Below are 22,484 nucleotides of genomic sequence, written 5' to 3'. Positions count from 1 at the left end.
GCATGAGCCTCACGATAAACCCCGCCTACGACAAACACGGTCCGCTACGCGGACCGACAGACGGGATCGGCTATCCCCCGACTGAAGTCGAGGGCTTGCGCCGAAGAAAGCTTCGGTCAGGTGGGTCGGGCCACAACGACCGGTATGTGCACCGAATGCACGACGGCATTGCTCACCGAGCCGAGCAGCAGGCGTTCGATGCGACCGCGCCCGTGGCTACCGACGACCAGCAGCTGAGCGGTACGGGACCGTTCGATCAGCTCGCGAGCCGCGCTGTCCCGGACCACCAGCCGCTCGATGGTGACGTCGGGATAGCGTTGCTCCCAACCCGACAGACGTTCCAGCAGCACCTGGCCGGCTTGGGACTCCAGCTCCGACCAGTCGTAGCCGCCGAGGTCGAGGACCTCGTTGTCGCTCCAGGCATGGATGGCGACCAGCTTGACGCCACGACGGGACGCCTCGTCGAACGCGATCCCCGTCGCCACTTCGGAGATCTCCGACCCGTCCACGCCGAGCAGCACCGGAGCGTCCTCGGGAGGCGGGGGTGCTTCGTCCCGGACGACGACGACGGGGCACTTGGCGTCGCGCAGCACGCCCGAACTCACCGAGCCCACCAACACGCGCCCCACCACGCCGCGACCGTTGCTGCCGACGACGACCATCTCCGCACGCTCGGAGAACTCGACCAGGGTGGGCACCGGCGGCGACGTCTTCAGTTCGGTCGCGATGTCGAGGTTATGACTCGCCCCCACCGCGTCACGAGCGAGTTCGGCCGCCGCGTCGAGTATCCGGCGGCCGTCGTCGTCCTGCCACACCGCCGCCCCACCCGGCAACGGAATCTGCGGGAACGTCGGCACGCGCGCGTTGAGCATGTGCACCAGCGTCAGTGGGACCCCGCGCAATGCCGCGTCCCGAGCCGCCCAGGTCACCGCGGCATCCGACGGCGGCGATCCGTCGACACCGACGACCAGACCTCGACGTTGGACGGATGTGGTCATCTGATTCCTTTCTCGCACCGGCTCTCGGATACCCGCAAACACCATCGGCAGAGGAGCCCCGGCTGTGTGAGATACCCAACCATTCGTCGCTCACCCACGGAACTCGAGGACTTCGGAGACCGGCCGTCGTGGCGTGGGTGCGCCGTGCGGCCCGTCCGCCGGTGACCTGCCGACGCGGATCAGCGCCTGGGGGTGTCCCTGGCCGCCGGTGATCTGCGTGATGATGTTGCGACTCATGGCCATCTCGGTCATGTGCGTCAACGTACATGTGGCCATCCCGGCCACGGTGCACTCGAGCAGTACCGCCGACAGTGCCTCGCCGCACCGCAGCACCTCGCGCGGGTCGTCGTCGCGGGTGGACAGCACCACGATTTTGGACCGGTCGTGGTCGATGCCGGCGCGGCGGTGGCCGGGCCCCGCCGGCGGGAAGGCCCGTGCGACGTCGACGCGTGCGGCCTCGTCGCTGGATATCAGCGCGCTGTCCGGCACGTGGGTCGCATCGGACTCGAAAGGAGACGTCCACCAACGCAATTCGGACACATAAGAAGTGTCGTAACTGCGCAGCGTTTCGGTGAGCTTGGAAGCCTCGGCCAGCGCGGGACGCTGCTCGTCGGCGACCACGTCCAGCAGGACGCCGTAGTGATCGGCCGCGTTGTGCAGCTCGGCCTGCAGCGCAGGCCATCCCGTGGGTGCGGCGAACGGCAGCCGGTCGGTGCGCCGCCGCCGTATCGCCTCGGCCCTCTTCAGGACTGCCGCGCCGGCCTGTTGTGGCCAAACATAAAGTGTCGCAAGGTGAGCCGCGTGGCCGTCGAACCGCTCGGTGCTGCTGTCCCAACCGGCGGCCGCCAGCGCGACCCGAAGGTGATCCAGCACGGCGCCACAACTGATCCTCAGCTCACGGCCGGAGTGATCGGTTGCGTGCATCATCCGGCGCGGGTCCGCCGACAGGTGCAGCGTCGCTCCTTCGGCAATCCAGCGCCAGGGCTGACTGTTGTGCAGCGACGGAGCCCGGCACGCGAGCGCCACCACCGCACGGATCACCTCGAAATCCGGCACCGCCGCCGTCATCGGTCCCACCCCCAGTCAATCTGTCGTCGCACTTTGCCGCGGCCCGCGACTCTCCTGACCTGATCATCTTTCGATCGCGTCGGCGGGCGCTAGGGACTGAAGTCCACATCGGCAGGCCCTTGGTCGATCGGTCGGTCGCACTCGACGGCGCGGGAGGTCGGGCCGACCTCGCTACGGTTACGGTTGAGAAGATCAACTGCCGAAGGGAGTGGTCTGGTGTCAGGCTCCGGTGACGGCGTCACCATCTTGCCCGAGAGTGAATGCTGGGATCTGCTGCGAAGTGTGCCCATCGGACGCCTGGTGACCAGCGTCGACGGGCGGCCGCAAATTTTTCCGGTCAACTTCGCCGTGCAGCGCCGTACCGTGCTGTTCCGCACCGCCGAAGGCACCAAGCTGATCAGCACCGCGATCAACAATCAGGTGGTCTTCGAGGCCGACGAATACACCACCGCCGAAGGCTGGAGCGTGATCGTCAAGGGGGTGGCCCGCTCGGTGCGCGACGACGAAGACCTCGCGGAAGCCGAGCGTGCGGAATTGCTGTCGTGGACGTCGACGACGAAAACGCACTACGTTCGGGTGCTGGCCGAGATGGTCACGGGCCGCAGATTCCGCTTCAACCAAGCCGGGCCTGCCTCCCCTGACGGCGGCCCGGCCTCAAGCTAACGCGCGACGGACTGTTGGCCGTCGGCGATCCATTCGACGAAGTCGTCGAGGTCGCGACGCGGCGTAGACGGTAACGGGTCGGCGTTGATGGGCGCCCAGCCCACCCGGAGCAGCATCTGCGGATATCCGTCGACACCGAAGACGTCCGAGCGCACCGCCGCACGCGTCTCACCGATCTCGAGCGGCTCGGTGACCGGGCAGCTGGACAGTCCCAGCGCGGTCGCGGTGAGCAGCACGACGCTGGTGGCTTCGCCGGCCCGCAACCACGCCAACCTGTCGTCGGTCGCGGTTCCCAGCGCCAGGATCGCGGCATTGTCGACGCCGGGTGCCCCACCGGCCGGAGTGGCCAGCGCCGGACGGGCAAACAGTCGGCCGGGTACCGCCGCATTCAAATCCGGTTCCGGCGTACTGCGGGCCGGGACTCCGTCGGCCGAGGCGTGCCGGCCACTCCACGCGGTGAGCTCGGCGAGATACTCCGGGTCGTTCACGTGGTTCCAAACCGATTCCGCCACAATCTCGTTCAGCTTGTCGGTGGCATCGATCTGACGCAACGCCACGCCGGTGCGGGCCGCGCGCGCGACCATCAGCGCGATGTCGCCTGTCGCGACGGGCCAGAAACTGTAGTGCCGCCGATCGGTGCGCCGGCGCGGTATCGCCGCGGCCATCATGATGTCGGGCTGGTCGGCCGGGTGCGGAATGACTTCGACGGCCGCCAGGTGACTCGGGTCAGCGGGGTTCGGCAGCCGGGTCACCTTGGCGTGCCAACCCGTCGCGGCCAAGGCGACGACGCAGTGATTGAGCGCCGCACCACAACTGAGGATCAGGTCTCGGCCGTCGGGGTCGGTGATGGGCAACTGCAACGTCGAGTCGCAGTAGAGGTGCAGACTGGCTTCGTCCACCCGCCAGCGCCAGGGTTGCGTGTTGTGCACCGACGGCGCCCGCGACGCCAGCCGTAGGACAGTCCGAACAGTGCCGTCATCCGGGAAATGCGCGCTCATGTCTTCACGATGGCGCGATCCCGTCGCGCAGACGAGGGCATGGTGTCCCTAGAAACCGATGACTTTGGACCTTCGATGCCCGGTCAGCGGTACACGCGTTCCCGCACGCCGCGTGGTCATGGCAAGGTGACGGGGGTGGCCAACGCGTCTGCCCCGATCGACAAGCTGCGTGAGATCGACACCTCCGTCGGGACCCTGCGCTACTACGACTGGGCGGCCGGCCCCACTCCGACTTTGCTGTTCCTGCATGGGTCCGGCCCGGGCGTCACCGGCTGGCGCAACTTCCGCGGGGTGTTGCCCGCCTTCAGCGCGCACTTCCGTTGTCTGGTACTGGAATTCCCCGGCTTCGGCGTCACCGACGACCTCGGCGGCCACCCGATGATCACCGCGCAGGGGGTGGTGGCGCCGTTCCTGGATGCCCTCGGGATCGAGCGGGTGCACATCGTCGGCAACTCGATGGGCGGCGGGGTCGGTGTGAACTTCGCGATCCGGAACCCGGACCGCATCGACCGGCTGGTCACGATCGGTGGCATCGGCACCAACACCTTCAGCCCCGGCCCCAGCGAAGGCATCCGGTTGCTGCAGGAGTTCACCGAAGATCCGACCCGGCAGCGGCTCGTCGACTGGCTGAAGTCGATGGTCTACGACCAGTCGCTGGTCACCGAGGAACTCGTCGAGGAACGTTGGCAGCTAGCTACCGATCCCGACACGCTGGCCGCAGCGCGCCGCATGTACGGCAAGGCGGCGTACTCGGCGATGATGGCGGCGATGAGCGCCGCGGACCGGCCGATGCCGTGGGCGGTGATGCACAAGGTGACCGCACCCACGTTGTTGACGTGGGGTCGCGACGACCGAGTGAGTCCGCTGGACATGGCGCTGATCCCGATGCGCACCATCCCGAACGCGGAGCTGCACGTGTTCCCCAACTGTGGGCACTGGGCGATGATCGAGGCCAAGGCGGCGTTCGAGAGCACCGTGCTGGCGTTCCTATTGAGATAGTGGCGACCCGTCCAAACCCTTCGTGAGCAGCGCGTGCGCTTCCGGGTTTCCGTCCAGCACCCGGCTGGTGCGGGTACCGATCCGCCACTGCCCGTCGATCCGGTGCAGCACGAAATGGTTTGCGGTGCAACGCCAGACGCGATACCCGTGACCGTCGCGGACCAATACCAGCGACTCGCACACCGCCACCGCGGAGTCGCCGTCGACCGTCACCACACAGGGCCCCAGAAAATGGCAACACCCGGCTGCCACCATCTTCTGGTGCGCCGCCGAACTGACCATGGCATGCACCTCGGCGCGACCTTCCATGCGCATCAGGTCCACGTCGTAGACACCGTCCTCGGCCCACAACCGCGCGGTCGCATCGGGATCGCCGGCATCGACCGCCGGACCGTACGAGGCGATCAGGCGGGCGATGTCGCGTTCGTCCTCCAGCAACCGCAGCCGGGCAACGAGGTCCTCGACGTCGGTCATGAGTCACCCCCGATCAACGCCTGGACCCGCTGGTGCGCGCCCAGGACGATCGCCGCGCGGTCCGGTCCACTGCCCCACCGCACCGAGGCGGCATTATCACCGGCGATGTGCACCGGCCCGTTGCCCAGATTCGCCAGCCCCTCACGCGCCACATCGGCCGGTTCGGACACGACCAGACCAGGCACGTCGAAGTTGAGTCCGGCCCGTTCCATGGCCGGGGTGCGGGTCACCCCCAACAGGAGTTCGAGTACGTCGACGTTGTAGTCGCGCAGCTCGAGCCACAGGCTTTCGGCGAACACCCGGCTGAACGCCTTTACTCCGGTGTAGGCCGACTGTCGCATCGAGCCGTACGACCCGGCGATCGAACCGACCAGGATGATGCCGCCGCGGCCCCGCTCGCGCATGGATCGGCCGAAGTGCTGGACGAGTTCCAGCATTCGGGTCACGTTCAGGTCGATTACCCGGGTGATCGCGGCCAGGTCGGCATCCAGGAACTGTTCCCGGCAGGTGTTGGCACCGGCGTTGTAGATCAGCAAGCCGACCTCGAGGTCGGCCGTCTCGGCCTGAATACGTGAAATCGCCTCCGGGTCAAGCAGATCCACCGCCACGGCCCGCACCTGCACCCCGATTTCGCGACAGCTCGTCGCGGTCTCCTCCAGCGCCTGCGGGTTACGGGCGATCAGCACCAGATCAACGCCGTCGCGCGCCAGTTGCCGGGCGAACTCGGCACCGACCCCCGCCGAGCCCCCGGCGATCACCGCCCACGGCCCGTACTGCGTTGCCAACGTCATGCTTTCGCCCCTCCTCATCGCTGGGTGGCGCCCGCGTCGACGGGCAGGTTCACCGCGGTGATGTAGCGCGCCTCGTCCGACGCCAGAAACAGCGTCGCATTCGCGACGTCCACTGGCTCCACCCACGGCACCGCGAGCAGGTTCATGGTCCGCGCGGCCTCGGCGAACTCGGCGCGGGTCGGCGGACGGTCCAGGTCGGGACGGAACGCGCTGCTGACGGCCTCGTTCTGGATCATCGGGGTGTCGACGTTGGTGGGATGCACACAGTTCACCCGGATACCGTGCGGCGCAAGCTCGTGGGCCAGGCTTCTCATCAGGCCGGTGACGCCGTGTTTGGCGGCGGTGTAGTGCGCCACGCCGACCAGACCGCGCATCCCGGCGATCGAATTGGTCAGCACCATCGCGCCGGCGCCGCGGGCGATCAAGTGCGGTGCGGTGACCCGGCAGGTGTGCCACACCCCGGTCAGGTTGACGTCGAGCATGGTGCGCCACGCGTCCTCACCCATATCGACAGCCGTTGCGCGCGAGGTGATTCCGGCGGTCGCGCAGACGATGTCCAGTCCGCCGAACTGTTTGGCGCCGCGGTCCGCGGCGGCGCGCATGGCGGTCAGATCGCGCACGTCGACGACTTCGGTGTGGATGCGTGCACCCGCCTCGGTGACCAGCCGGGCTGTCTCGTCGAGGTCGCCCGGCGTGCTGTGCGGAATGATCACCGTGTCGACCGGGCCGCAGATGTCCAGCGCGACGATGTCGGCGCCCTCCTGCGCGAAGCGCACCGCTTGCGCGCGCCCGATGCCGCGGGCAGCGCCGGTGATGAGTGCCGTTTTGCCGTGCAGCCTTGTCATGTCGTCTTCTGGGTGAGCCCGGCGTCGACGACGAGCTGGGTGCCGGTGATGTAGCGGCCCTGTTCGGAGGCGAGGAACAGCACGGCGTTGGCGATGTCGACCGGCTCGACCCACGGCACCGGCAGCAGGTTGCGCGCCGTCAACACCTCGGCGGCGTCGGCTGCCGTCGGGTTCGCCAGGTCGGGGCGCAGACGACGGAAAGTGGTCTCGTTCAACACCATCGGAGTGGCCACCGCACCGGGGTGCACGGTGTTGACCCGGATCCGGCGGGGTCCGAGCTCGTTGGCCAGGGTGCGCGCCAAGCCGACCACGGCGTGCTTGCTGGCGGTGTAGTGGGCGGTGTTGGCGGTGCCGCGGAGCCCGTTGGTGGAGCTGATGATGACGACCGATCCTCCGTCCGGCCCGATGTGGGGCACCGAGGCCCGGACCGTGTGCCACACCCCGGTCAGGTTGATGTCGAGGGTGCGCTGCCACACCCGCGGGTCGAGTTCCCATGACGGCGCGCCGGCCGTGTGGATCCCGGCGTTGGCGATCACCACGTCCAGGCGTCCCAACTCGGCCACCGCTGTGTCCACCGCGGCGGTGAGAGCCGCCAGATCGGCGACGTCCGCCAGACCCGTCGCACAGCGACGACCCCGGCTCTCGACTTCGGTTGCGGTTATGCGCAATTCGTCGGCTGCCTCCGGGAAGTCGAGCGCGATCACGTCGGCGCCTTCGTCGGCGAACCGCTGGCAGTGCACTCGGCCGGTGCCGCGCGACGCCCCGGTGACCAGGACGACCTTGTCCTGCAAGCCCGCCGTCATGGCTGTTTGACGAAGTCGAATCCCTTGTAGCCGGCGTCGGCGACCTCGGCACAGATCTGGTTGTAGGTGGCGAAGCCACCCACGAAAAGCATGAAACCCCTGGGCTTTCCGGGGATGTTTGCGCCCAGGTACCACGAGTCCGCCTTGACGAACAGCGATGCGTCGGCGCGGCGCGCCAATTCGGCGACCCAGCCGTCCACCGCGTCCCGGGTGGGTTCCATCGCGGCGTAGGAGTGGTCGTCGAGGTAGCCGATGGCGTCGGCAATCCAGTTCACGTGTGCCTCAGCGTGTAAAACCATGTTGGCCAGCACGGCCGGGGCTCCGGGACCGGAGATGACGAACATGTTGGGGAATCCGTCGATGCCCAACCCCAGATAGGTGCGGGGACCGTGGGCCCAGTTGTCGCGCAACCGCACTCCGTCGCGCCCGGCGATGTCGATCTTGCCAAGCGCACCGGTCAGGGCGTCGAATCCGGTGGCGAACACGATGGCGTCGAGGTCGTAATGTGTTTCGCTGGTGTTGATCCCGGTGGCGTCGATCGATTCGATCGGCGTGGCACGAACGCTGATCAGTGATACGTTCGGTTTGTTGAATGTCTGAAAATAGTTGCTGTCGGTGCAGATTCGTTTGGTGCCGATCGGGTGGTCGTTCGGGATCAACAATTCGGCGACCGCCGGATCGTCGATCACAGCGCGGATCTTCTCCTCGTAGAACCGGCGGGCCTCGTCATTGGCCGCCATGTCCGTCATCTGATCCGGGAACGTCTTCGAGTACAGCACACCGCCCAGTTGCCAACGCTTTTCGAACGCCGCCCGTCGCTCGTCCGGGGTGAACTCCATGGTCGGCTTGTCGGCAGTGAGGTGCGGCGAGCCACCACCGCTGAGCCAGGACAACCGGCGGCGTTCGGCGTAACCCGCCTTGATCTTGGCGAGTTCGGTTGCGGAGAGGGGTTTGTTGCCGGCGGGAACGCTGAAGTTCGGGGTGCGCTGGAAGACGTAAAGTTGGGCGGCTTGCTCGGCGATGATCGGAATCGTCTGGATGCCAGAGGATCCGGTGCCGATGACCGCCACGCGTTTGCCGGTGAAGTCGACGGGTTCGTGCGGCCAGTGGGCGGTGTGGTAGATCTCGCCCGCGAAGGTGTCCAGTCCGTGGAAACTCGGGGTCATCGCATCCGACAGCGGCCCGGTGGCCATCAGGCAGAACCGCGCCGTCCAGGTCTCGCCGGTGTCGGTGCGCAGAGTCCACCGCAGCGTCGCCTCGTCGAGTACCGCCGAAACGACGCGGGTGTTGAGCACGATGTCCCGGCGCAGGTCGAGCTTGTCGGCGACCCAGTTCAGATAACGCAGGATCTCGGGCTGAGTGGCGTACTTCTCGGTCCAGTCCCATTCCTGCTGCAGTTCCTCGGAGAACGAGTAGCAGTAGTCGACGCTTTCCACGTCGCAGCGGGCGCCGGGGTAGCGGTTGAAGTACCAGGTGCCGCCGAGCTCGGGAGCAGCCTCGACCACCAGCACCCTCAGCCCCTGGGCGCGCAGCTTGTGCAGGGCGTACAGACCGGCGAAGCCGGCACCTACGACCACGACGTCGAGAGGCTGATCGGAGCTCACAAGCATCCACCGTAAGACCTCGGCGCCCGCGAACACAGACCCCTCCCGTTCATCGGGATCGCCTTCGGTTTCCCCGTCCGCTGCGGTACACCATTAGATGAGCCCACACACGTAAGGACGACAGCATGAGCGAGCGGGTTATAGATCGAGTAGTCGAGATAGCCGACCAACTGCGCGAGCAGGGGCCGGAAGCCGAGCGCATCGGTCGCCTCACCGACGAGACGGTCAAGATGATGAAGTCGGCCGGGCTGATCCGCCTGCTGCAAACCAAGCAGTACCAGGGGTTCGAGGTCCACCCCCGCGAGTTCGCCGAGACGACGATGGCGACGGCGGCACTCGATCCGGCCGCAGGCTGGATCGTCGGCGTGGTGGGCGTGCATCCTTACCAGCTCGCCTACGCCGACCCGAAGGTCGCCGCCGAGATCTGGGCCGACGACGTCGACACCTGGATGGCGTCCCCGTACGCGCCGCAGGGAGTCGCCCGGCCGGTCGATGGGGGTTACGTCTTCAACGGCCGGTGGCAGTTCAGCTCCGGCACCGACCACTGCGACTGGATCATCCTGGGCGCGATGCTCGCCAACCCCGAGGGCGTGCCGCTGATGCCGCCGCAGATGTTGCACATGATCCTGCCGCGCAAGGACTACGAGATCGTCGACGACTCGTGGAATGTGGTGGGACTGCGGGGAACCGGCTCCAAGGACGTCATCGTCACGGATGCGTTCGTGCCGGCCTACCGGACGATGGACGCCACCAAGGTGATGGACGGTACCGCGCAGCGGGAAGCCGGCATGACCGAGCCGCTGTACCTGATGCCGTGGTCGACGATGTTCCCGCTGGGCATCTCCGCGGCGACCATCGGGATCGCCGAAGGCGCACTGGCCGCGCACCTGGACTATCAGCGGGAGCGGGTCGGCGCGACGGGCACCGCGATCAAAGACGACCCGTACGTCATGTACGCGATCGGCGAGGCCGCAGCCGACATCAACGCGGCCCGACAGGAGCTGCTGGCCAACGCCGACCGCATCTACGACCTGGTGGCCGCCGGCAAGGAAGTGTCGTTCGCCGACCGTGCGGCGGGCCGACGCACCCAGATCCGCGCTGTGTGGCGCGCCGTGTCGGCCGTCGACGAGATCTTCGCCCGCTCCGGCGGCAACGCGGCGCGAATGGACAAGCCACTGCAACGGTATTGGCGCGACGTGCACGTCGGCCAGATGCACGCCATCCACGTCCCCGGCTCCACCTACCACGCGGCGTCGCTGAGCTCCCTGGGTGTCGAGCCCCCGATGGGCCCGCTGCGGGCACTGATCTGAGGCCTGCGGTGAGCGAACTGAAAAGCCTTGGCTACATCACGGTTTCGACCAACGACATCGAGCGGTGGCGGCGGTTCGCCTTCGGTGTGCTCGGTTTCGCCGAAGGGAAAGGTCCCGACAGTTCGGCGCTGTACCTGCGCATGGACGAGCGCGCCGCCCGCATCATCGTGGTTCCGGGTGACGTCGACCGGGTGATCACTGTCGGCTGGGAAGTGCGCGACCACGCGGCCTTGCAGCGGGTCAAGGCCGCGCTGGACGAGGCCGGCGTCGCGTTCAAGGAATTGTCCGTCAAGGAGGCGGACGCCCGCCGCGTCGAAGAGGTGATCACTTTCGAGGATCCGGCCGGGACGACGCTGGAGGTGTTCCATGGCGCCGTGCTGGACCACAGCCCGGTGGTCACGCCGTTCGGCGCGAAGTTCGTGACCGGCGATCAGGGGCTGGGCCACGTCGTGGTGCCGGCGAGCGATCCCAAGGGATTGTTCGAGTTCTACACCGACGTACTGGGTTTCCGGTCTCGCGGCGCCTTCCGGATACCGCTGCCGGCCGAATTCGGTCCGATCCGGGTGCGCTTCCTGGGGATCAATGCGCGTCATCACAGCCTGGCGATCGCCCCGGCGATGCACCAGCGCGACCCGGGACTGGTACATGTCATGGTCGAAGTCGACACCCTCGATGCCGTCGGCCAGGCCCTGGACCGCGTCAACGCCGACGGTTTCACCGTTTCCTCCACCCTGGGACGGCACACCAACGACAAGATGGTGTCGTTCTACGTGCGCGCCCCCGGTGACTGGGACATCGAGTTCGGTACCGACGGGATGCGGGTCGACGAAACCTATTACACCGCAGAGGAAATCACGGCCGACAGCTACTGGGGTCACCAGTGGATCCCGGAGCCGCCCGCCGCCATGCGCATGTGAGCTCTTGTGGCGCCCCGGCGCCGCTCTTGGCGCGGCGGCGCTCTTGGCGCGGCGGCGCTCTTGGCGCGAACAGACGCAAAAGCACCCGAAAACGTAGATTTTCGGGTGCTTTTGCGTCTGTTCGCCGTGTCGGTGACAAGCGCCACATCGGTGTGATATTCCTAATAGGAATATATCGCTTAGGAGGCTCCATGCCTGACGAGACAGCCACACCAAGTGCCGTCATCGACCGCATCTCGCTGGTGCTGGACGCGTTCGACGGACCGGGACGGCTCACCCTGGCCCAGATCGTGCGGCGCACCGGCCTACCCCGCTCGTCGGCGCACCGGATGCTCGATCGGCTGGTGCAACTGCGCTGGCTGCGCCGCAACGGCCGTGACTACGAACTGGGCATGCGCCTGGTCGAGCTGGGTTCGCTGGCCGTGCACCAGGACCGGCTGGTGCGCGCCGCCAAACCCCTGCTAGCCGAATTGCACCGTGCCACCGGGCTTGTCGTACACCTGGCGGTTTTGGACGGGGCCGACGTGCTGTATCTGGACAAGGTCGGCGACCGGCTCTGCGACGGCATCCCGACCCGCGTGGGTGGACGGCAGCCGGCGCACTGCACGGCTGTCGGCAAGGCGATGCTGGCTTACGGCGACGCGTCGGAAGTGGATGTGCGGGTTCGCAAGACGAAGTACTCGATGTGCACCGGGTCGCAACTTGCCGCCGAGTTGGCAAAGGTACGGGCACATGGTGTGGCGTTCGAGCGGGAGGAGTCGCTGCTCGGATTCGGGTGCGTCGCGGCCCCGATCGGTGCGCCCGGCGAGGCAGTGGCGGCGGTGTCGGTGTGCGGGCCGATGAAGCGGATGATGTTCGATCAGCGCCTGGCCGCGCCGGTCCGCATGATCGCGATGGGCATCTGGCGCAACGTGGAAGACGGGCCGCAGCGGGTCGCCCCCACCCTGCAGCCGCTGCGCCCGCTGCGTCCGGCCCTGCAGTACGCGTGAGTCTCGACCCCCAGATCGCGGGACTGCTGGAAACTTTGGACTCCGGCTTCCCACCGGTGCACACCATGACCGGCGCCGAGGCCCGGGCCGCAATCCGGGCCAGGTTCGTTCCGTCCGCCGAACCCGAACCGGTCCGGGAGGTCCGCGACGACGTCATCGCCGGGCCCGGCGGGGACATCCCGGTGCGTGTGTACCGGCCCGCGGGCGAGGGGCTACCGCTGCTGGTCTACGCGCACGGGGGCGGGTTCGTGTTCTGCGATCTGGACAGTCACGACGCGCTGTGCCGAAGTCTCGCCAATGCTGTTCCCGCCGTGGTTGTCTCGGTCGGATACCGGTTGGCGCCGGAGCATCCCTGGCCGGCCGCGGTCGAGGACATGTACGCCGTCGTCCAGGCGGCAGCGTCCGGCGCGTTCGGTGGCGACACCGGCCGCGTCGCGGTCGGCGGTGACAGCGCCGGCGGCAACTTGGCCGCCGTGACCGCACTCAAGGCCCGCGACCGCGGCGGGCCCGCCCTGGCCGCGCAACTGCTGATCTACCCCGTGCTCACACCCGACTTCGACACCGAGTCCTACCGGCTCTTCGGCCGCGGTTACTACAACCCGAAGCCGGCCATGCAGTGGTACTGGGACCAGTACGTGCCCAGGCTCGACGATCGCACCCACCCTTATGCCGCACCGTTGAACGGCGAATTGTCCGGACTGCCACCCGTTGTCATGGTGATCGCCGGGCACGACCCGTTGCGCGACGAGGCGCTGGACTACGCGAATGCCCTGGACGCCGCGGGCGTACCGGTGACATGCCTGCGGTTCGACGGTGCGATACATGGTTTCCTGAGCATGCCGACACTGAACATCGCGGCGGTAGCGCGGCAACAGGCATGTGAAACGCTGCGCGCCGCGCTGAGGCCCGCCCATGAGTGAGGGCCTGGTGTACGTGATCGACCGGGTACTGACCCGGCCGGGGTGCGGGCGGCGGTTCGTCGACGCTTATCTCGCCGAGTACGCTCCCGGTGCCCGCGCGCGGGGCATGACGTTACGTGACGTCTTGGTCAGCCCACCGATCTGGTTCGACGACGCCGGCAACACCGTCACGATCACCTGGACGCTGCCCAGCGTGCAGGCTTGGTGGGAGATGACGTGGCAGGGCCGCCCGGATCCCGGCCTGGCCGAATGGTGGTCGCGGATCAGCGAATTGGTCGTCGAGCGGTCGCGCTCCTTCGCGGCGGCCGCCGACGATGTGGACGAGTTGTGCGATGTATAGCGTCACCCGGTTGCTCGACGTGTCCGAGTCCAGCCGAACACGCGTCCTCGCCGGCCTGCGTGCTGTCGCGACGCGCGCGCCCTACCGGATCGTGGAGCCGACGATGCCCGGCTCACGCAACGGCGGCGATGTTCTCGTTCATCTGCGCTTCGGATCCGAGTCCGACTGGCGTTCGCTCGAACCGGATTTCGCGGCTGTGCTTGCCGGCCCCGCCGTGGAACGGGTCAACGGAGCCGACTATGCGGGATCCCCGGTTCGCGTCGACGCCGTCAGCGGCACCGTCTACCGCACCTTGTTGCTGCGGGTAGCGCCCGGCACCGCCGCTGCCACCGTCGCGCGCTTCGAGGACGAACTGCGGGCCATGCCGCGGTACGTAAAGACCATCACCGCTTGGCAATTGAGCCGCGTACAGGAGGCGGTCGGCTCCTCACCGTGGACGCATGTGTTCGAGCAGGGCTTCACCGACGTCGATGGCCTGGTGGGTCCGTATCTGATGCATCCGATCCACTGGGCGGTGGTGGACCGCTGGTTTGATCCCGAATGCCCCGACGTGATTGTCCGGGACCGGCTGTGCCACAGCTTCTGCGTGCTGCCCGAATCCGCAAGGTGGGAACGCCTTCCGCAGACGCGCTGAGCTGCTACACCCCCGCGGGCCGGATGTTCGGGTTGGCTGTTGCGGGTGGCTCCAGCGGCGGCAGTGTCGAGGCCCCGTCCAGGGAATGCACCGGCATGCCGTGCAACCACGGATAGTGCAAGCTGAACGCCACCAACCCGGTGCGTTCAGCGGCCGGGCGATGGCACATCGCCAGTACCGTTTCGGCCAGATATTCCACCGGTTCGGTGGGAAAGGAGTCGGGGATCAGTTGTGCCGCACCGGGAGTGCGAATCGCGGTTGATGGCGCGACGCAGTTGACGGCGATGTCGGCGCCCAGCAGTTCGGCGGCCACTCCCTGCGTGAACCGGTGCAGCGCGGCCTTGCAGGACGCATAGACGACGTCGCCGGCGGTCTTGTTGTAGTCCCGGTAGGGACGCACGGGCGCCACACCGGTGACCGAGCCGATGTTGACGATCCAACCGGCGCCTTGGCGGCGCATGACCGGGATGGCGGCTTGGGTCAGGACGAACGGAATGCGGAGGTAGTGCTCGATCGTGCGCTCGAAGGTGTCCAGCGGCATGTCCTCGACCGTCGAATAGTCGGCGAATCCCGCGTTGTTGACCAGGATGTCGAGGCGCCCGGTGTGCTCAATCACCTGTTCGATCAACCTATCTCGCTGTGCGGGGTCTTCCAGGTTTGCCGCGATACCTATCGCGCGGCCGCCGGCGTCGTCGATCAATGCGACCGTCTCCGCGATGGTGCCCGGCAAGGTGGTGGCCGCGCCGGCCCGCGTCGACGTGGACTGAGCGTGAGATCGGGCCGTCACGACCACGGTGGCGCCTTCGGCGGCGAGTCGCCGGGCGATGGCGCGGCCGATGCCTCGGCTGCTACCGGTCACCAAAGCCGTTCTACCCGTAAGCAACCCGGTCATCGCAACTCGAAGTGGTCTTCGACGGGCGCCCGGTGCTGATGCCACAAGTCGACCAGCCGAAACGGGGTGGCTACCACCACCCGTCCGGACCCCGAACGGTAATAAGTGTGCGCGTTGGGCGTGTGGCACCACACCGTGCCTGCCATCGCGTCGTCGATGGCCGCGACGTACTCGTCGTAGGCCTGCCGCGTCACCTCCATGACGGTTGCATCGCGTAGCGCCATGAGTTGCAGGCACTCGACGATGTAGTGGGCCATCACCTCCATCGAGAAGTTGGCGCCCGCGCCGTGGCCCGGACTGTAGTTGGGCGCGGAGTTGATGAACAGGTTCGGGAATCCCGGTACGGTGCCGCCCCGGTAGGCGGCCGGGCTGTCGCCCCACACGTCGGCGAGTCGACGTCCGTCGCGGCCGCGAATGTCGAGGGTGGACAGAAAATCCAGGTGATAACCGGTGGCGTAGATGATCACGTCGAGGTCGATCTGCCTGCCGTCCTGCGTGACAATGCCTTTCGCGTTGACCGCCGACGGTTCGCATGCCTCGACGTCGACGTGGTTACGGGTCAGCGCCGCGTAGTAGCCGCCCGGATCGCGAATGATCCGCTTGCCGTACGGCGCGAAATCGGGCGTGACCTTCTGGGCCAATTCCGTTCCGGCGCCAAAAGTTCGGTCGATATATTCGAGGCACATCTGCAGCAGCACGTCATTGGCCGGCGAGATGGACAGATGCGTTTCGGCCCAGCCAGGGTCGCGCAGGATGACCGGGTAATTGTTGTCCGCCGTACCCCAGAAGGACTTCAGCCGGTTCCAGTTCGCGTAGTAGGGCACATGCCGGCCGAGGTAGCGGCGATGCGGGGGGACATCGTCGGTCAGTCGCTTACGTGGAGCCACCCAGTGTGGTTGCCGCTGGAACACGGTCAGGTGTTCGACGTCGTCGACGCATGCGTCCACAATCTGCACGGCGGTGCAACCGGCGCCGATGACCGCGACGCGGCGACCGTTCAGATCCAGCGAGGCATCCCAGTCCGCGGAGTGAATGCTGATGCCTTCGAACGACTCTCGGCCCGGCAGGTCCGGCCAGCGGGGCCGGTTGAGGTAGCCGGCCGCGGTGACCACCACACGGGCATAGCTGACGTCGCGGTTGCCGGCGCGGTCCACCGCGTGAATCTGCCACTGCGCGCGGTCCTCGTCCCACCACAGCGCCTCGACTTCGGTGCCGAAACGGGTGTGGGTGCGCAATTCATATTTGTCGGCAAGCGATACCAGGTAAGCCTGATACTCCGCACCCTGCGGGTAGTAGCTCGTCCAGTCCGGGTTCAGATCCCGGGACAGCGAGTAGTAGGCCGACGGAGTGTCCACACCGATGCCCGGGTAGGTCGTCGTCAGCCAGGTCCCCCCGACCTCGTCGTTGCGGTCGAAAATCTCAAACCCGACGCCGGCGTCGGCCGCGGCCAACGCGGTGATCATGCCCGCGATGCCTGCACCGATGATGGCCACGGTCGTCGTCGGCGGGATCGGGACCGCGCGCGGCAGCGTGGGCTGGGAGAGCTGAAAACCACCCTGCTCGAGCAGCAGCGGAACGAACTCGTCGTCAACCGGGCCGCCCAGGGCCACCGGTAGGGCTCGCCGGAACAACTCGACATCATCGAACTCCCCCACCGACCGCTCCGTACCGAGGGCTGCGACCAGGGCCTCTACCAGGATTTCGGCAGTCGCGGCGTCGGTGACGCCCGCCCGCTCGGGCGGATCCGGGACGTGGGCGATCTTGGGCGCGAAGCGGTCGAGCACCGACACATCCCCGGTCAGCTGGGCCAGCACGGCGACCAGGACGCCCGGATCAGCTGATCTCAGGTTCGCCCGAAGTTCTTCGAGATCAAGCGAGGCCATGCCGCTCAGTATCGAAGCCGCGAGGCACCCAGGCGACCGCCCTTTCCTCTCAGCGGGACACGGTCCCTACAGTTGCCAGCATGAGCAACCCCGCCGAGCCACTAGTCATTGCCACCGACGGACCGATCCGGACGTGGACCATCAATCTGCCCGCCGTCGGGAACGCGATCACCGGGAAAGACGTCATCGCCGCGTTCGAGGACGCGGTCGACAGCGCAAACACCGACACCGAGGTCCGCGCGGTCATCCTCACCGGTGAAGGCAAGATCTTCTCGGCCGGTGGCAACGTCAAGGAGATGGCCGACCAGGCGGGGATGTTCGGTCTGGGTGCCCTCGATCAGCGCTACGCCTACGTCGACGGGATCCAGCGGATCCCGCGGGCGCTGGGCCGGCTCGAGGTGCCGTTGATCGCCGCGGTCAACGGCGCGGCGATCGGTGCCGGATGCGATGTGGCGATGATGTGCGACATCCGGATCGCTTCGGAGCGCGCATCTTTCGCCGAAAGCTTCGTGCAGCTCGGACTCATTCCCGGTGACGGCGGCACCTGGTTCCTGCAGCGTGTCGCGGGCTATGAACGTGCGGCCGAGATGACGTTCACCGGCGACCGGATCGATGCGGCGACCGCACTGGAATGGGGACTGGTCAGCCGGGTGGTGCCGCATGAGGAGCTGCTCCCGCAGGCCCGGGAACTCGCCGAGCGGATCGCCAAGAACCCGTCACATTCCCTGCGGATGGCCAAACGCCTGCTGCAGGAGTCACGTACCGGTTCGCTGGAGACGACGCTGGCCATGGCCGCGGCGATGCAGCCGCTGGCACACCGCGACCCCGAGCACGAACAGCGCATCGCCAAGTGGCGGACCAGCTGAGGGGACGGTTCCGGTTGGTGCCACCGGCCGGAATCGAGGATGCGGCGGCGGCGTCGCTGCGCGCCGAAGTACGTGAGTTCGTCGCCGATCAGCTCGCGGCCGGCGCGTTCACCCCGTCCGTGGACGCCTGGCTGTCCCGCTGGGACGAGGATTTCACCGCCGCGCTGGCCGCGCGGGGCTGGCTGGGCATGACGGTGCCGGTCGAGTACGGCGGGCACGGACGCTCGTTTCTGGAACGGTTTGTGGTCACCGAGGAGTTGCTGGCGGCGGGCGCACCCGTTGCCGCGCACTGGATCGCTGATCGTCAGATCGTGCCGTCGCTGCTGAAGTACGGCACCGAGAAGCAGAAGTCGCATTTTTTGCCGCGAATCGTTCGCGGCGAATGCTTCTTCGGCATCGGGATGAGCGAGCCCGACTCCGGATCGGATCTGGCCAGCGTGCGAACCCGCGCCGAGCGCGTCGACGGCGGCTGGTCGCTGTCCGGTACGAAGGTGTGGACCTCCGGGGCGCACCTGGCGGAGGCGTTCATCGCGCTGGCCCGCACCGCGCCGGTCGACCCCGGACATCGCCACGCTGGGCTCAGTCAGTTCATCGTCGACCTGCGCGGCCCCGGGGTCGAGATCCGCCCGATCGTCTCGATGAACGGTGCACACCACTTCAACGAGGTCATTCTCGACGGCGTCTTCGTTCCGGACGACATGGTGTTCGGTGAAATCGGCGACGGGTGGCGACAGGTGACATCGGAGTTGGCCTTCGAACGCAGTGGGCCGGAACGGTTTCTGTCCACCTTCGTGCTGCTGGCGGCCTGCGCCGATCGAATGGCAGCCAACACCATCCCCCGAGACGCGGGTTTGGGACGGCTGGTGGCTCGCATCGCCGGGTTGCACCACATGTCCACCGCGGTCGCCGGTGCTCTGGAGCGGCACGAGCCCGCCGACACCGCCGCCGCCGTGGTCAAAGTGCTCGGCACCACCACCGAGGGTGACATAGCCGAGTTCGCCGATCTGCACGCCTGTCCCGACGCCGTGTTTTCCGAACTGGTTCGGGCGGCGGTCGACCAGCGGCCGGGATTCACGCTGCGCGGCGGCACCAACGAGGTGCTGCGCGGAGTGATAGCGCGCGGATTGGGCCTGCGATGAGCGGCAGTCCTGTCGTCGATCCGGACCTGATCGACATGATGAATGCGGTTTTCGTCGACTACCGCGAGAAGCACCCGACGGCGACGGTGGAATGGGACGCCGACCTCTGGCAGCGTCTCGGCGAACTCGGCCTGGTGCGGTTGACCGGCGCCGAGCAGGACGGCGGCAGTGGGGCCGGATGGTTCGAAGCCGCCGAACTGCTGACCGCTGCGGCAAGCACCGGCGTCCGAATTCCGTTGGCGGAGCACGATTTGTTGGCCTGCTGGTTGCTGGAGGCCGCCGGATTGCCCGTTGACGGCGCGGTCCGGACTGTGTGCATGCTCGATAAGCAGGGTCGGGCAACGGACGTGCCGTGGGCTTCGACCGCCAAGCGGGTCGTGGTGCTGTGGCGCGCCGACGGTGGCTATCAGGCGGCCGACGTCGGCGCCGACGAGCTCACGATCACCCCGGGTGCCAACTTGATCGGTGAGCCCCGCGACGCGGTGTCGGTGGACTCCGCGAACCTGCGCGGGACGCCGGTCGGCCTGGCCCTGGTCACCGAGCTGCGATTGAAATCGGGGCTGCTGCGGGCGATTCAGGTGTGCGCGGCGCTGGACCGCATCGTGCAGCTGTGCATCGAGCACGTGGGCGCACGGATCCAATTCGGCCGCCCGCTGTCGAAGTTCCAGGCCGTGCAACACCTGGTCTCCGACGCGGCCGGCGAGGCTGCGCTCGCGCGCGCGGCCACCGAGGCAGCGCTGAACGCCGCCGTCACCAACGGCTGGTTGGCGCCGGATCTGGATTTCCTTGTGGCGGTGGCCCGTTCGTGTGCCGGACATGCGGCCTCGGTGGTGGTGCGTAACGCCCACCAAGCGCACGGCGCGATCGGTACCACGCGTGAACACCGATTGCACGAATTCACCCGAGCCGCGCTGGCGTGGCGATCGGAGTTCGGTTCGCTTCGATACTGGGACGACCAGGTCACCGACTCGGCGCTCTACGCGAGTGCCGGCGGGTTATGGGGGTTGATCACCGGTTGAAGCCGGTGTTCCACTGACCGGGCAACACGGATGTCAACTCGGTCGCCGCAGAGTTGACTTCCCCCATGAGCAACGACATGTCGCTGCCGGAACTGCAGGAGTTCATCGCCGCCTTCTGGTACCACTACGACGAAGCACATTACGACGAGCTCGCGGCGCGCTACGCCGACGACATCCGGTACGTGACCAGAAGTGACAGCGGCGCAAGCCCTTTCGAGGAACTGATGTCCCCCGAACTGCGTGGGCGGGACACGGTGATGGGCTGGTTGACCGAGCATCGTGAGCAGAGTCCGTATCCGTTGCGTCACCATGCGACCAACCTGCACCGCACCGGCGCCGACGGCGACGTCACCCGCGCACGGTTCTACATCTTCGTCAACCAGGTCGCCAACTTCGTGCCGTTCGCGGTGTCCAGCGGCGTCGCGGAAGTCGGCGTGCGCCGCACCGCCGACGGTTTGCAGTTCACCGAGATGGACATCGTCCTGGACACCACCAACTCCGTGCTGCTCGCCGAATCCACGACCGGGTCGTGAGCGCGCGAGCCGCATTTTCCGGCGGCGTGGCCGTCATCACCGGCGCGGGCGCCGGCATCGGTGCGGGTTTGGCACGGTATGCGGACCGGTTGGGGATGACGGTCGTGCTGGCCGACGTCGACGCGTCCGCCATCGCGTCGTTGCGCGACGAACTGCATGCGGGCGTCGATGTCGTCTGCGATGTCCGCGACCCGGACGCGATGGAGGACCTGGCGGACCGGACCTATCGCGACGTGGGCCCGGTGCGACTGTTGGTGAACAACGCCGGCATCGAACAATTCGGCTACCTGTGGGACACGCCGCCGGCCAACTGGCAGCGCGTGGTCGACGTCAACATCAGCGGAGTCTTCCACGGCATCAGAGCATTTCTGCCCCGGATGATGGCCGACGACGGGCAGGCATGGGTGTGGAATTTGTCGTCGGTCGGTGCGGTGGTCGCGATCCCACTGCAGACGCCCTACATCATGAGTAAGCACGCGGTACTGGCAATGACCGAGTGCTTGCGTCTGGAAGTCGAGACAGCCGGGCACCACAACCACATTCACGTGCAGGCGGTGCTGCCCGGGGCGGTGGTCTCCAACATCTTCGAATCGGCGGGTGGGGTCGACGCTGCCGGCGATGCCGGGGCCGCCGAGGCGCAGCGGGCCGCCATGCTCAACGTCAAAGCCGGCGCGATGGATCCGCTGGACGCGGCCGAGACGATTTTCGAGCAGGCCGTCGCCGGCCGGTTCTACCTGATCACTCAGCAGTCGGTGACGACGGCGATGCGAAAACGCGCCGATGTCCTTGCCGCGCAACGTCCCCCGTCACACACATGACGCTGGACCCCGACGCCGCCGCGCGTGTCGCGTCGTTCGGCGACGTCCCGCCGATGCGGCAGCGGGGTCTGGCCGCGGTCCGCGCGGCGATCGAATCCACCCCGCTGCCCGACGACATGCCCCGGATGGCAGCCGTCGACGAGGCGGTGATCGCCGGATCGCTGACGGTCCGGACCTATTATCCGACAACGGAATCCGGGCTGCCCGTGTTGGTGTACTTGCACGGCGGCGGGCTGGTCATGGGCAGCAATCACTCCTTCGAGCCGTTGGCTCGGGGGCTGGCTGCTGCGTCCGGGGCGGCGGTCGTCGCCGTCGAATACCGGCTGGCCCCCGAATCGCCGCCACCCGCCCAATTCGAGGACGCCTACGCCGCAACCGAGTGGGTGTGGGACCACGCCCGCCAACTGGGTGTCGATCCGGATCGGCTTGCGGTCGTCGGCGACAGCGCGGGGGGTGCGCTGGCGGCCGGCGTCGCCCTGGCCGCCCGCGACCGTGGCGGGCCACCCATCACGGCGCAGGTCTTGCTGTACCCGGGGCTGGACCGCGATATGACCGTTGCGTCGATCGCCTCGCTGCCCGATGCGCCGATGCTGACCCGCGACGACATCGACTACCTGCACGCACTGGCCGACGGTGACGCCGGTTCGCCCCGCGACCCCTACCTGGTCCCGGCGTACGCGTCCGACCTCGGCGGCCTGCCCGCCGCCATCGTGGCGACAGCGGGTTGCGACCCGATCCGGGACTGGGGCGAGCGGTACGCGGCGCGACTGTGTGAAGCGGGCGTGCAGACCACGCTGACCCGCTATCCAGGGATGTACCACGGGTTCCTGATGCGCCCGTCGGCGACCGCCCGCGGTCGGCTGGCGGTCGCGGAAATCGGCGCCCTGGTGCGGGCCAAGTTCGCCAACCCCCTTCGGTTTTGACTTCCCGGTCACTGGACAACTCGTATCCGCCGGACGGCGGCGTTACCCAGAATTGACA

The 22,484-nt window shown here is 67.5% G+C and carries 24 protein-coding genes; 14 read left to right on the top strand and 10 right to left on the bottom strand.

Annotation, left to right across the window (positions count from 1 at the left end; translation table 11 throughout):
• Positions 1–116: 116 nt before the first annotated feature.
• Together AC5Y47_RS22975 and AC5Y47_RS22970 are read right to left on the bottom strand one after the other, a co-directional pair.
• Positions 117–998, bottom strand: a complete 882-nt coding sequence (locus tag AC5Y47_RS22975; protein ID WP_499946559.1) for a universal stress protein — start codon at positions 996–998, stop codon at positions 117–119.
• A 90-nt stretch (positions 999–1,088) separates the two neighbouring features.
• Positions 1,089–2,066 (bottom strand): Acg family FMN-binding oxidoreductase, encoded by a 978-nt coding sequence (locus AC5Y47_RS22970; protein WP_499946558.1) that lies wholly within the window; start codon positions 2,064–2,066, stop codon positions 1,089–1,091.
• A 216-nt stretch (positions 2,067–2,282) separates the two neighbouring features.
• Here AC5Y47_RS22970 and AC5Y47_RS22965 point away from each other — a divergent pair, with 216 nt between their 5' ends.
• On the top strand, positions 2,283–2,729 hold the full coding sequence (locus AC5Y47_RS22965; protein ID WP_499946557.1) for a pyridoxamine 5'-phosphate oxidase family protein: 447 nt from the start codon (positions 2,283–2,285) through the stop codon (positions 2,727–2,729).
• On the opposite strand, the gene AC5Y47_RS22960 is transcribed toward AC5Y47_RS22965, so the two are convergent.
• Complete coding sequence (locus AC5Y47_RS22960) at positions 2,726–3,727, bottom strand: Acg family FMN-binding oxidoreductase (RefSeq protein ID WP_499946556.1); 1,002 nt, start codon at positions 3,725–3,727, stop codon at positions 2,726–2,728. The two genes, AC5Y47_RS22965 and AC5Y47_RS22960, sit on opposite strands and share 4 nt — an antisense overlap.
• 135 nt (positions 3,728–3,862) lie before the next feature.
• Here AC5Y47_RS22960 and AC5Y47_RS22955 point away from each other — a divergent pair, with 135 nt between their 5' ends.
• Positions 3,863–4,726, top strand: a complete 864-nt coding sequence (locus tag AC5Y47_RS22955; RefSeq protein WP_499946555.1) for an alpha/beta fold hydrolase — start codon at positions 3,863–3,865, stop codon at positions 4,724–4,726.
• Here the strand turns inward: AC5Y47_RS22955 and AC5Y47_RS22950 are convergent.
• From AC5Y47_RS22950 to AC5Y47_RS22930, 5 genes are read right to left on the bottom strand one after another with little or no spacing between them, the layout of a single operon-like run.
• On the bottom strand, positions 4,715–5,200 hold the full coding sequence (locus tag AC5Y47_RS22950) for a nuclear transport factor 2 family protein (RefSeq protein ID WP_499946554.1): 486 nt from the start codon (positions 5,198–5,200) through the stop codon (positions 4,715–4,717). The genes AC5Y47_RS22955 and AC5Y47_RS22950 overlap by 12 nt on opposite strands.
• Complete coding sequence (locus AC5Y47_RS22945; protein ID WP_499946553.1) at positions 5,197–5,991, bottom strand: SDR family NAD(P)-dependent oxidoreductase; 795 nt, start codon at positions 5,989–5,991, stop codon at positions 5,197–5,199. The genes AC5Y47_RS22950 and AC5Y47_RS22945 overlap by 4 nt, the downstream gene beginning before the upstream one ends.
• Before the next feature lie 14 nt (positions 5,992–6,005).
• Positions 6,006–6,836, bottom strand: coding sequence for a mycofactocin-coupled SDR family oxidoreductase (locus AC5Y47_RS22940; RefSeq protein ID WP_499946552.1), 831 nt, complete (start codon positions 6,834–6,836; stop codon positions 6,006–6,008).
• Complete coding sequence (locus tag AC5Y47_RS22935) at positions 6,833–7,639, bottom strand: mycofactocin-coupled SDR family oxidoreductase (RefSeq protein WP_499946551.1); 807 nt, start codon at positions 7,637–7,639, stop codon at positions 6,833–6,835. The genes AC5Y47_RS22940 and AC5Y47_RS22935 overlap by 4 nt, the downstream gene beginning before the upstream one ends.
• The gene (locus tag AC5Y47_RS22930) at positions 7,636–9,249 is read right to left on the bottom strand and encodes a flavin-containing monooxygenase (protein WP_499946550.1); all 1,614 of its coding nucleotides are present in this window, start codon (positions 9,247–9,249) and stop codon (positions 7,636–7,638) included. The genes AC5Y47_RS22935 and AC5Y47_RS22930 overlap by 4 nt, the downstream gene beginning before the upstream one ends.
• A gap of 119 nt (positions 9,250–9,368) precedes the next feature.
• Between AC5Y47_RS22930 and AC5Y47_RS22925 the strand changes: the two genes are divergently transcribed.
• From AC5Y47_RS22925 to AC5Y47_RS22900, 6 genes are all read left to right on the top strand, one after another.
• Positions 9,369–10,553: an acyl-CoA dehydrogenase family protein gene (locus AC5Y47_RS22925; protein WP_499946549.1), complete on the top strand. Its 1,185-nt coding sequence runs from the start codon at positions 9,369–9,371 to the stop codon at positions 10,551–10,553.
• 8 nt (positions 10,554–10,561) lie between these two features.
• The gene (bphC, locus tag AC5Y47_RS22920; RefSeq protein WP_499946548.1) at positions 10,562–11,470 is read left to right on the top strand and encodes a biphenyl-2,3-diol 1,2-dioxygenase; all 909 of its coding nucleotides are present in this window, start codon (positions 10,562–10,564) and stop codon (positions 11,468–11,470) included.
• Positions 11,471–11,661: 191 nt separating this feature from the next.
• The gene (locus tag AC5Y47_RS22915) at positions 11,662–12,459 is read left to right on the top strand and encodes an IclR family transcriptional regulator (RefSeq protein ID WP_499946547.1); all 798 of its coding nucleotides are present in this window, start codon (positions 11,662–11,664) and stop codon (positions 12,457–12,459) included.
• Positions 12,456–13,379: a LipP1 family hormone-sensitive lipase gene (gene lipP1 / locus AC5Y47_RS22910; protein WP_499946546.1), complete on the top strand. Its 924-nt coding sequence runs from the start codon at positions 12,456–12,458 to the stop codon at positions 13,377–13,379. Before AC5Y47_RS22915 ends, lipP1 begins: the two co-directional genes overlap by 4 nt.
• Complete coding sequence (locus AC5Y47_RS22905; protein ID WP_499946545.1) at positions 13,372–13,719, top strand: hypothetical protein; 348 nt, start codon at positions 13,372–13,374, stop codon at positions 13,717–13,719. Before lipP1 ends, AC5Y47_RS22905 begins: the two co-directional genes overlap by 8 nt.
• The gene (locus tag AC5Y47_RS22900; RefSeq protein ID WP_499946544.1) at positions 13,712–14,353 is read left to right on the top strand and encodes a Dabb family protein; all 642 of its coding nucleotides are present in this window, start codon (positions 13,712–13,714) and stop codon (positions 14,351–14,353) included. Before AC5Y47_RS22905 ends, AC5Y47_RS22900 begins: the two co-directional genes overlap by 8 nt.
• A 4-nt stretch (positions 14,354–14,357) precedes the next feature.
• Here the strand turns inward: AC5Y47_RS22900 and AC5Y47_RS22895 are convergent, their stop codons facing one another.
• The gene (locus tag AC5Y47_RS22895; RefSeq protein WP_499946543.1) at positions 14,358–15,245 is read right to left on the bottom strand and encodes an SDR family NAD(P)-dependent oxidoreductase; all 888 of its coding nucleotides are present in this window, start codon (positions 15,243–15,245) and stop codon (positions 14,358–14,360) included.
• Positions 15,242–17,128 carry a flavin-containing monooxygenase gene (locus AC5Y47_RS22890; RefSeq protein WP_499946542.1) on the bottom strand — a complete coding sequence of 629 codons (1,887 nt, stop codon included), beginning with the start codon at positions 17,126–17,128 and terminating at the stop codon, positions 15,242–15,244. The genes AC5Y47_RS22895 and AC5Y47_RS22890 overlap by 4 nt, the downstream gene beginning before the upstream one ends.
• Before the next feature lie 80 nt (positions 17,129–17,208).
• Here AC5Y47_RS22890 and AC5Y47_RS22885 point away from each other — a divergent pair, with 80 nt between their 5' ends.
• The 6 genes from AC5Y47_RS22885 to AC5Y47_RS22860 all read left to right on the top strand — a co-directional run bounded on the left by AC5Y47_RS22885 (position 17,209) and on the right by AC5Y47_RS22860 (position 22,426).
• The gene (locus tag AC5Y47_RS22885) at positions 17,209–17,994 is read left to right on the top strand and encodes a crotonase/enoyl-CoA hydratase family protein (protein ID WP_499946541.1); all 786 of its coding nucleotides are present in this window, start codon (positions 17,209–17,211) and stop codon (positions 17,992–17,994) included.
• Positions 17,979–19,133, top strand: a complete 1,155-nt coding sequence (locus tag AC5Y47_RS22880; protein ID WP_499946540.1) for an acyl-CoA dehydrogenase family protein — start codon at positions 17,979–17,981, stop codon at positions 19,131–19,133. The genes AC5Y47_RS22885 and AC5Y47_RS22880 overlap by 16 nt, the downstream gene beginning before the upstream one ends.
• Positions 19,130–20,152 carry an acyl-CoA dehydrogenase family protein gene (locus AC5Y47_RS22875; protein ID WP_499946539.1) on the top strand — a complete coding sequence of 341 codons (1,023 nt, stop codon included), beginning with the start codon at positions 19,130–19,132 and terminating at the stop codon, positions 20,150–20,152. The genes AC5Y47_RS22880 and AC5Y47_RS22875 overlap by 4 nt, the downstream gene beginning before the upstream one ends.
• 65 nt (positions 20,153–20,217) lie before the next feature.
• The gene (locus tag AC5Y47_RS22870) at positions 20,218–20,685 is read left to right on the top strand and encodes a nuclear transport factor 2 family protein (RefSeq protein WP_499946538.1); all 468 of its coding nucleotides are present in this window, start codon (positions 20,218–20,220) and stop codon (positions 20,683–20,685) included.
• Positions 20,682–21,503 (top strand): SDR family NAD(P)-dependent oxidoreductase, encoded by an 822-nt coding sequence (locus AC5Y47_RS22865; RefSeq protein ID WP_499946537.1) that lies wholly within the window; start codon positions 20,682–20,684, stop codon positions 21,501–21,503. The genes AC5Y47_RS22870 and AC5Y47_RS22865 overlap by 4 nt, the downstream gene beginning before the upstream one ends.
• Entirely contained in the window at positions 21,500–22,426 is a 927-nt protein-coding gene (locus tag AC5Y47_RS22860) for an alpha/beta hydrolase (protein WP_499946536.1), read from the top strand. Before AC5Y47_RS22865 ends, AC5Y47_RS22860 begins: the two co-directional genes overlap by 4 nt.
• The last annotated feature ends 58 nt before the right edge of the window (positions 22,427–22,484 follow it).

This window comes from Mycobacterium sp. NGS22 (genome assembly GCF_059813095.1).
The sequence above is the reverse complement of the archived record's forward strand: the minus strand, read 5'-3'. Positions and strand labels throughout refer to the sequence as shown.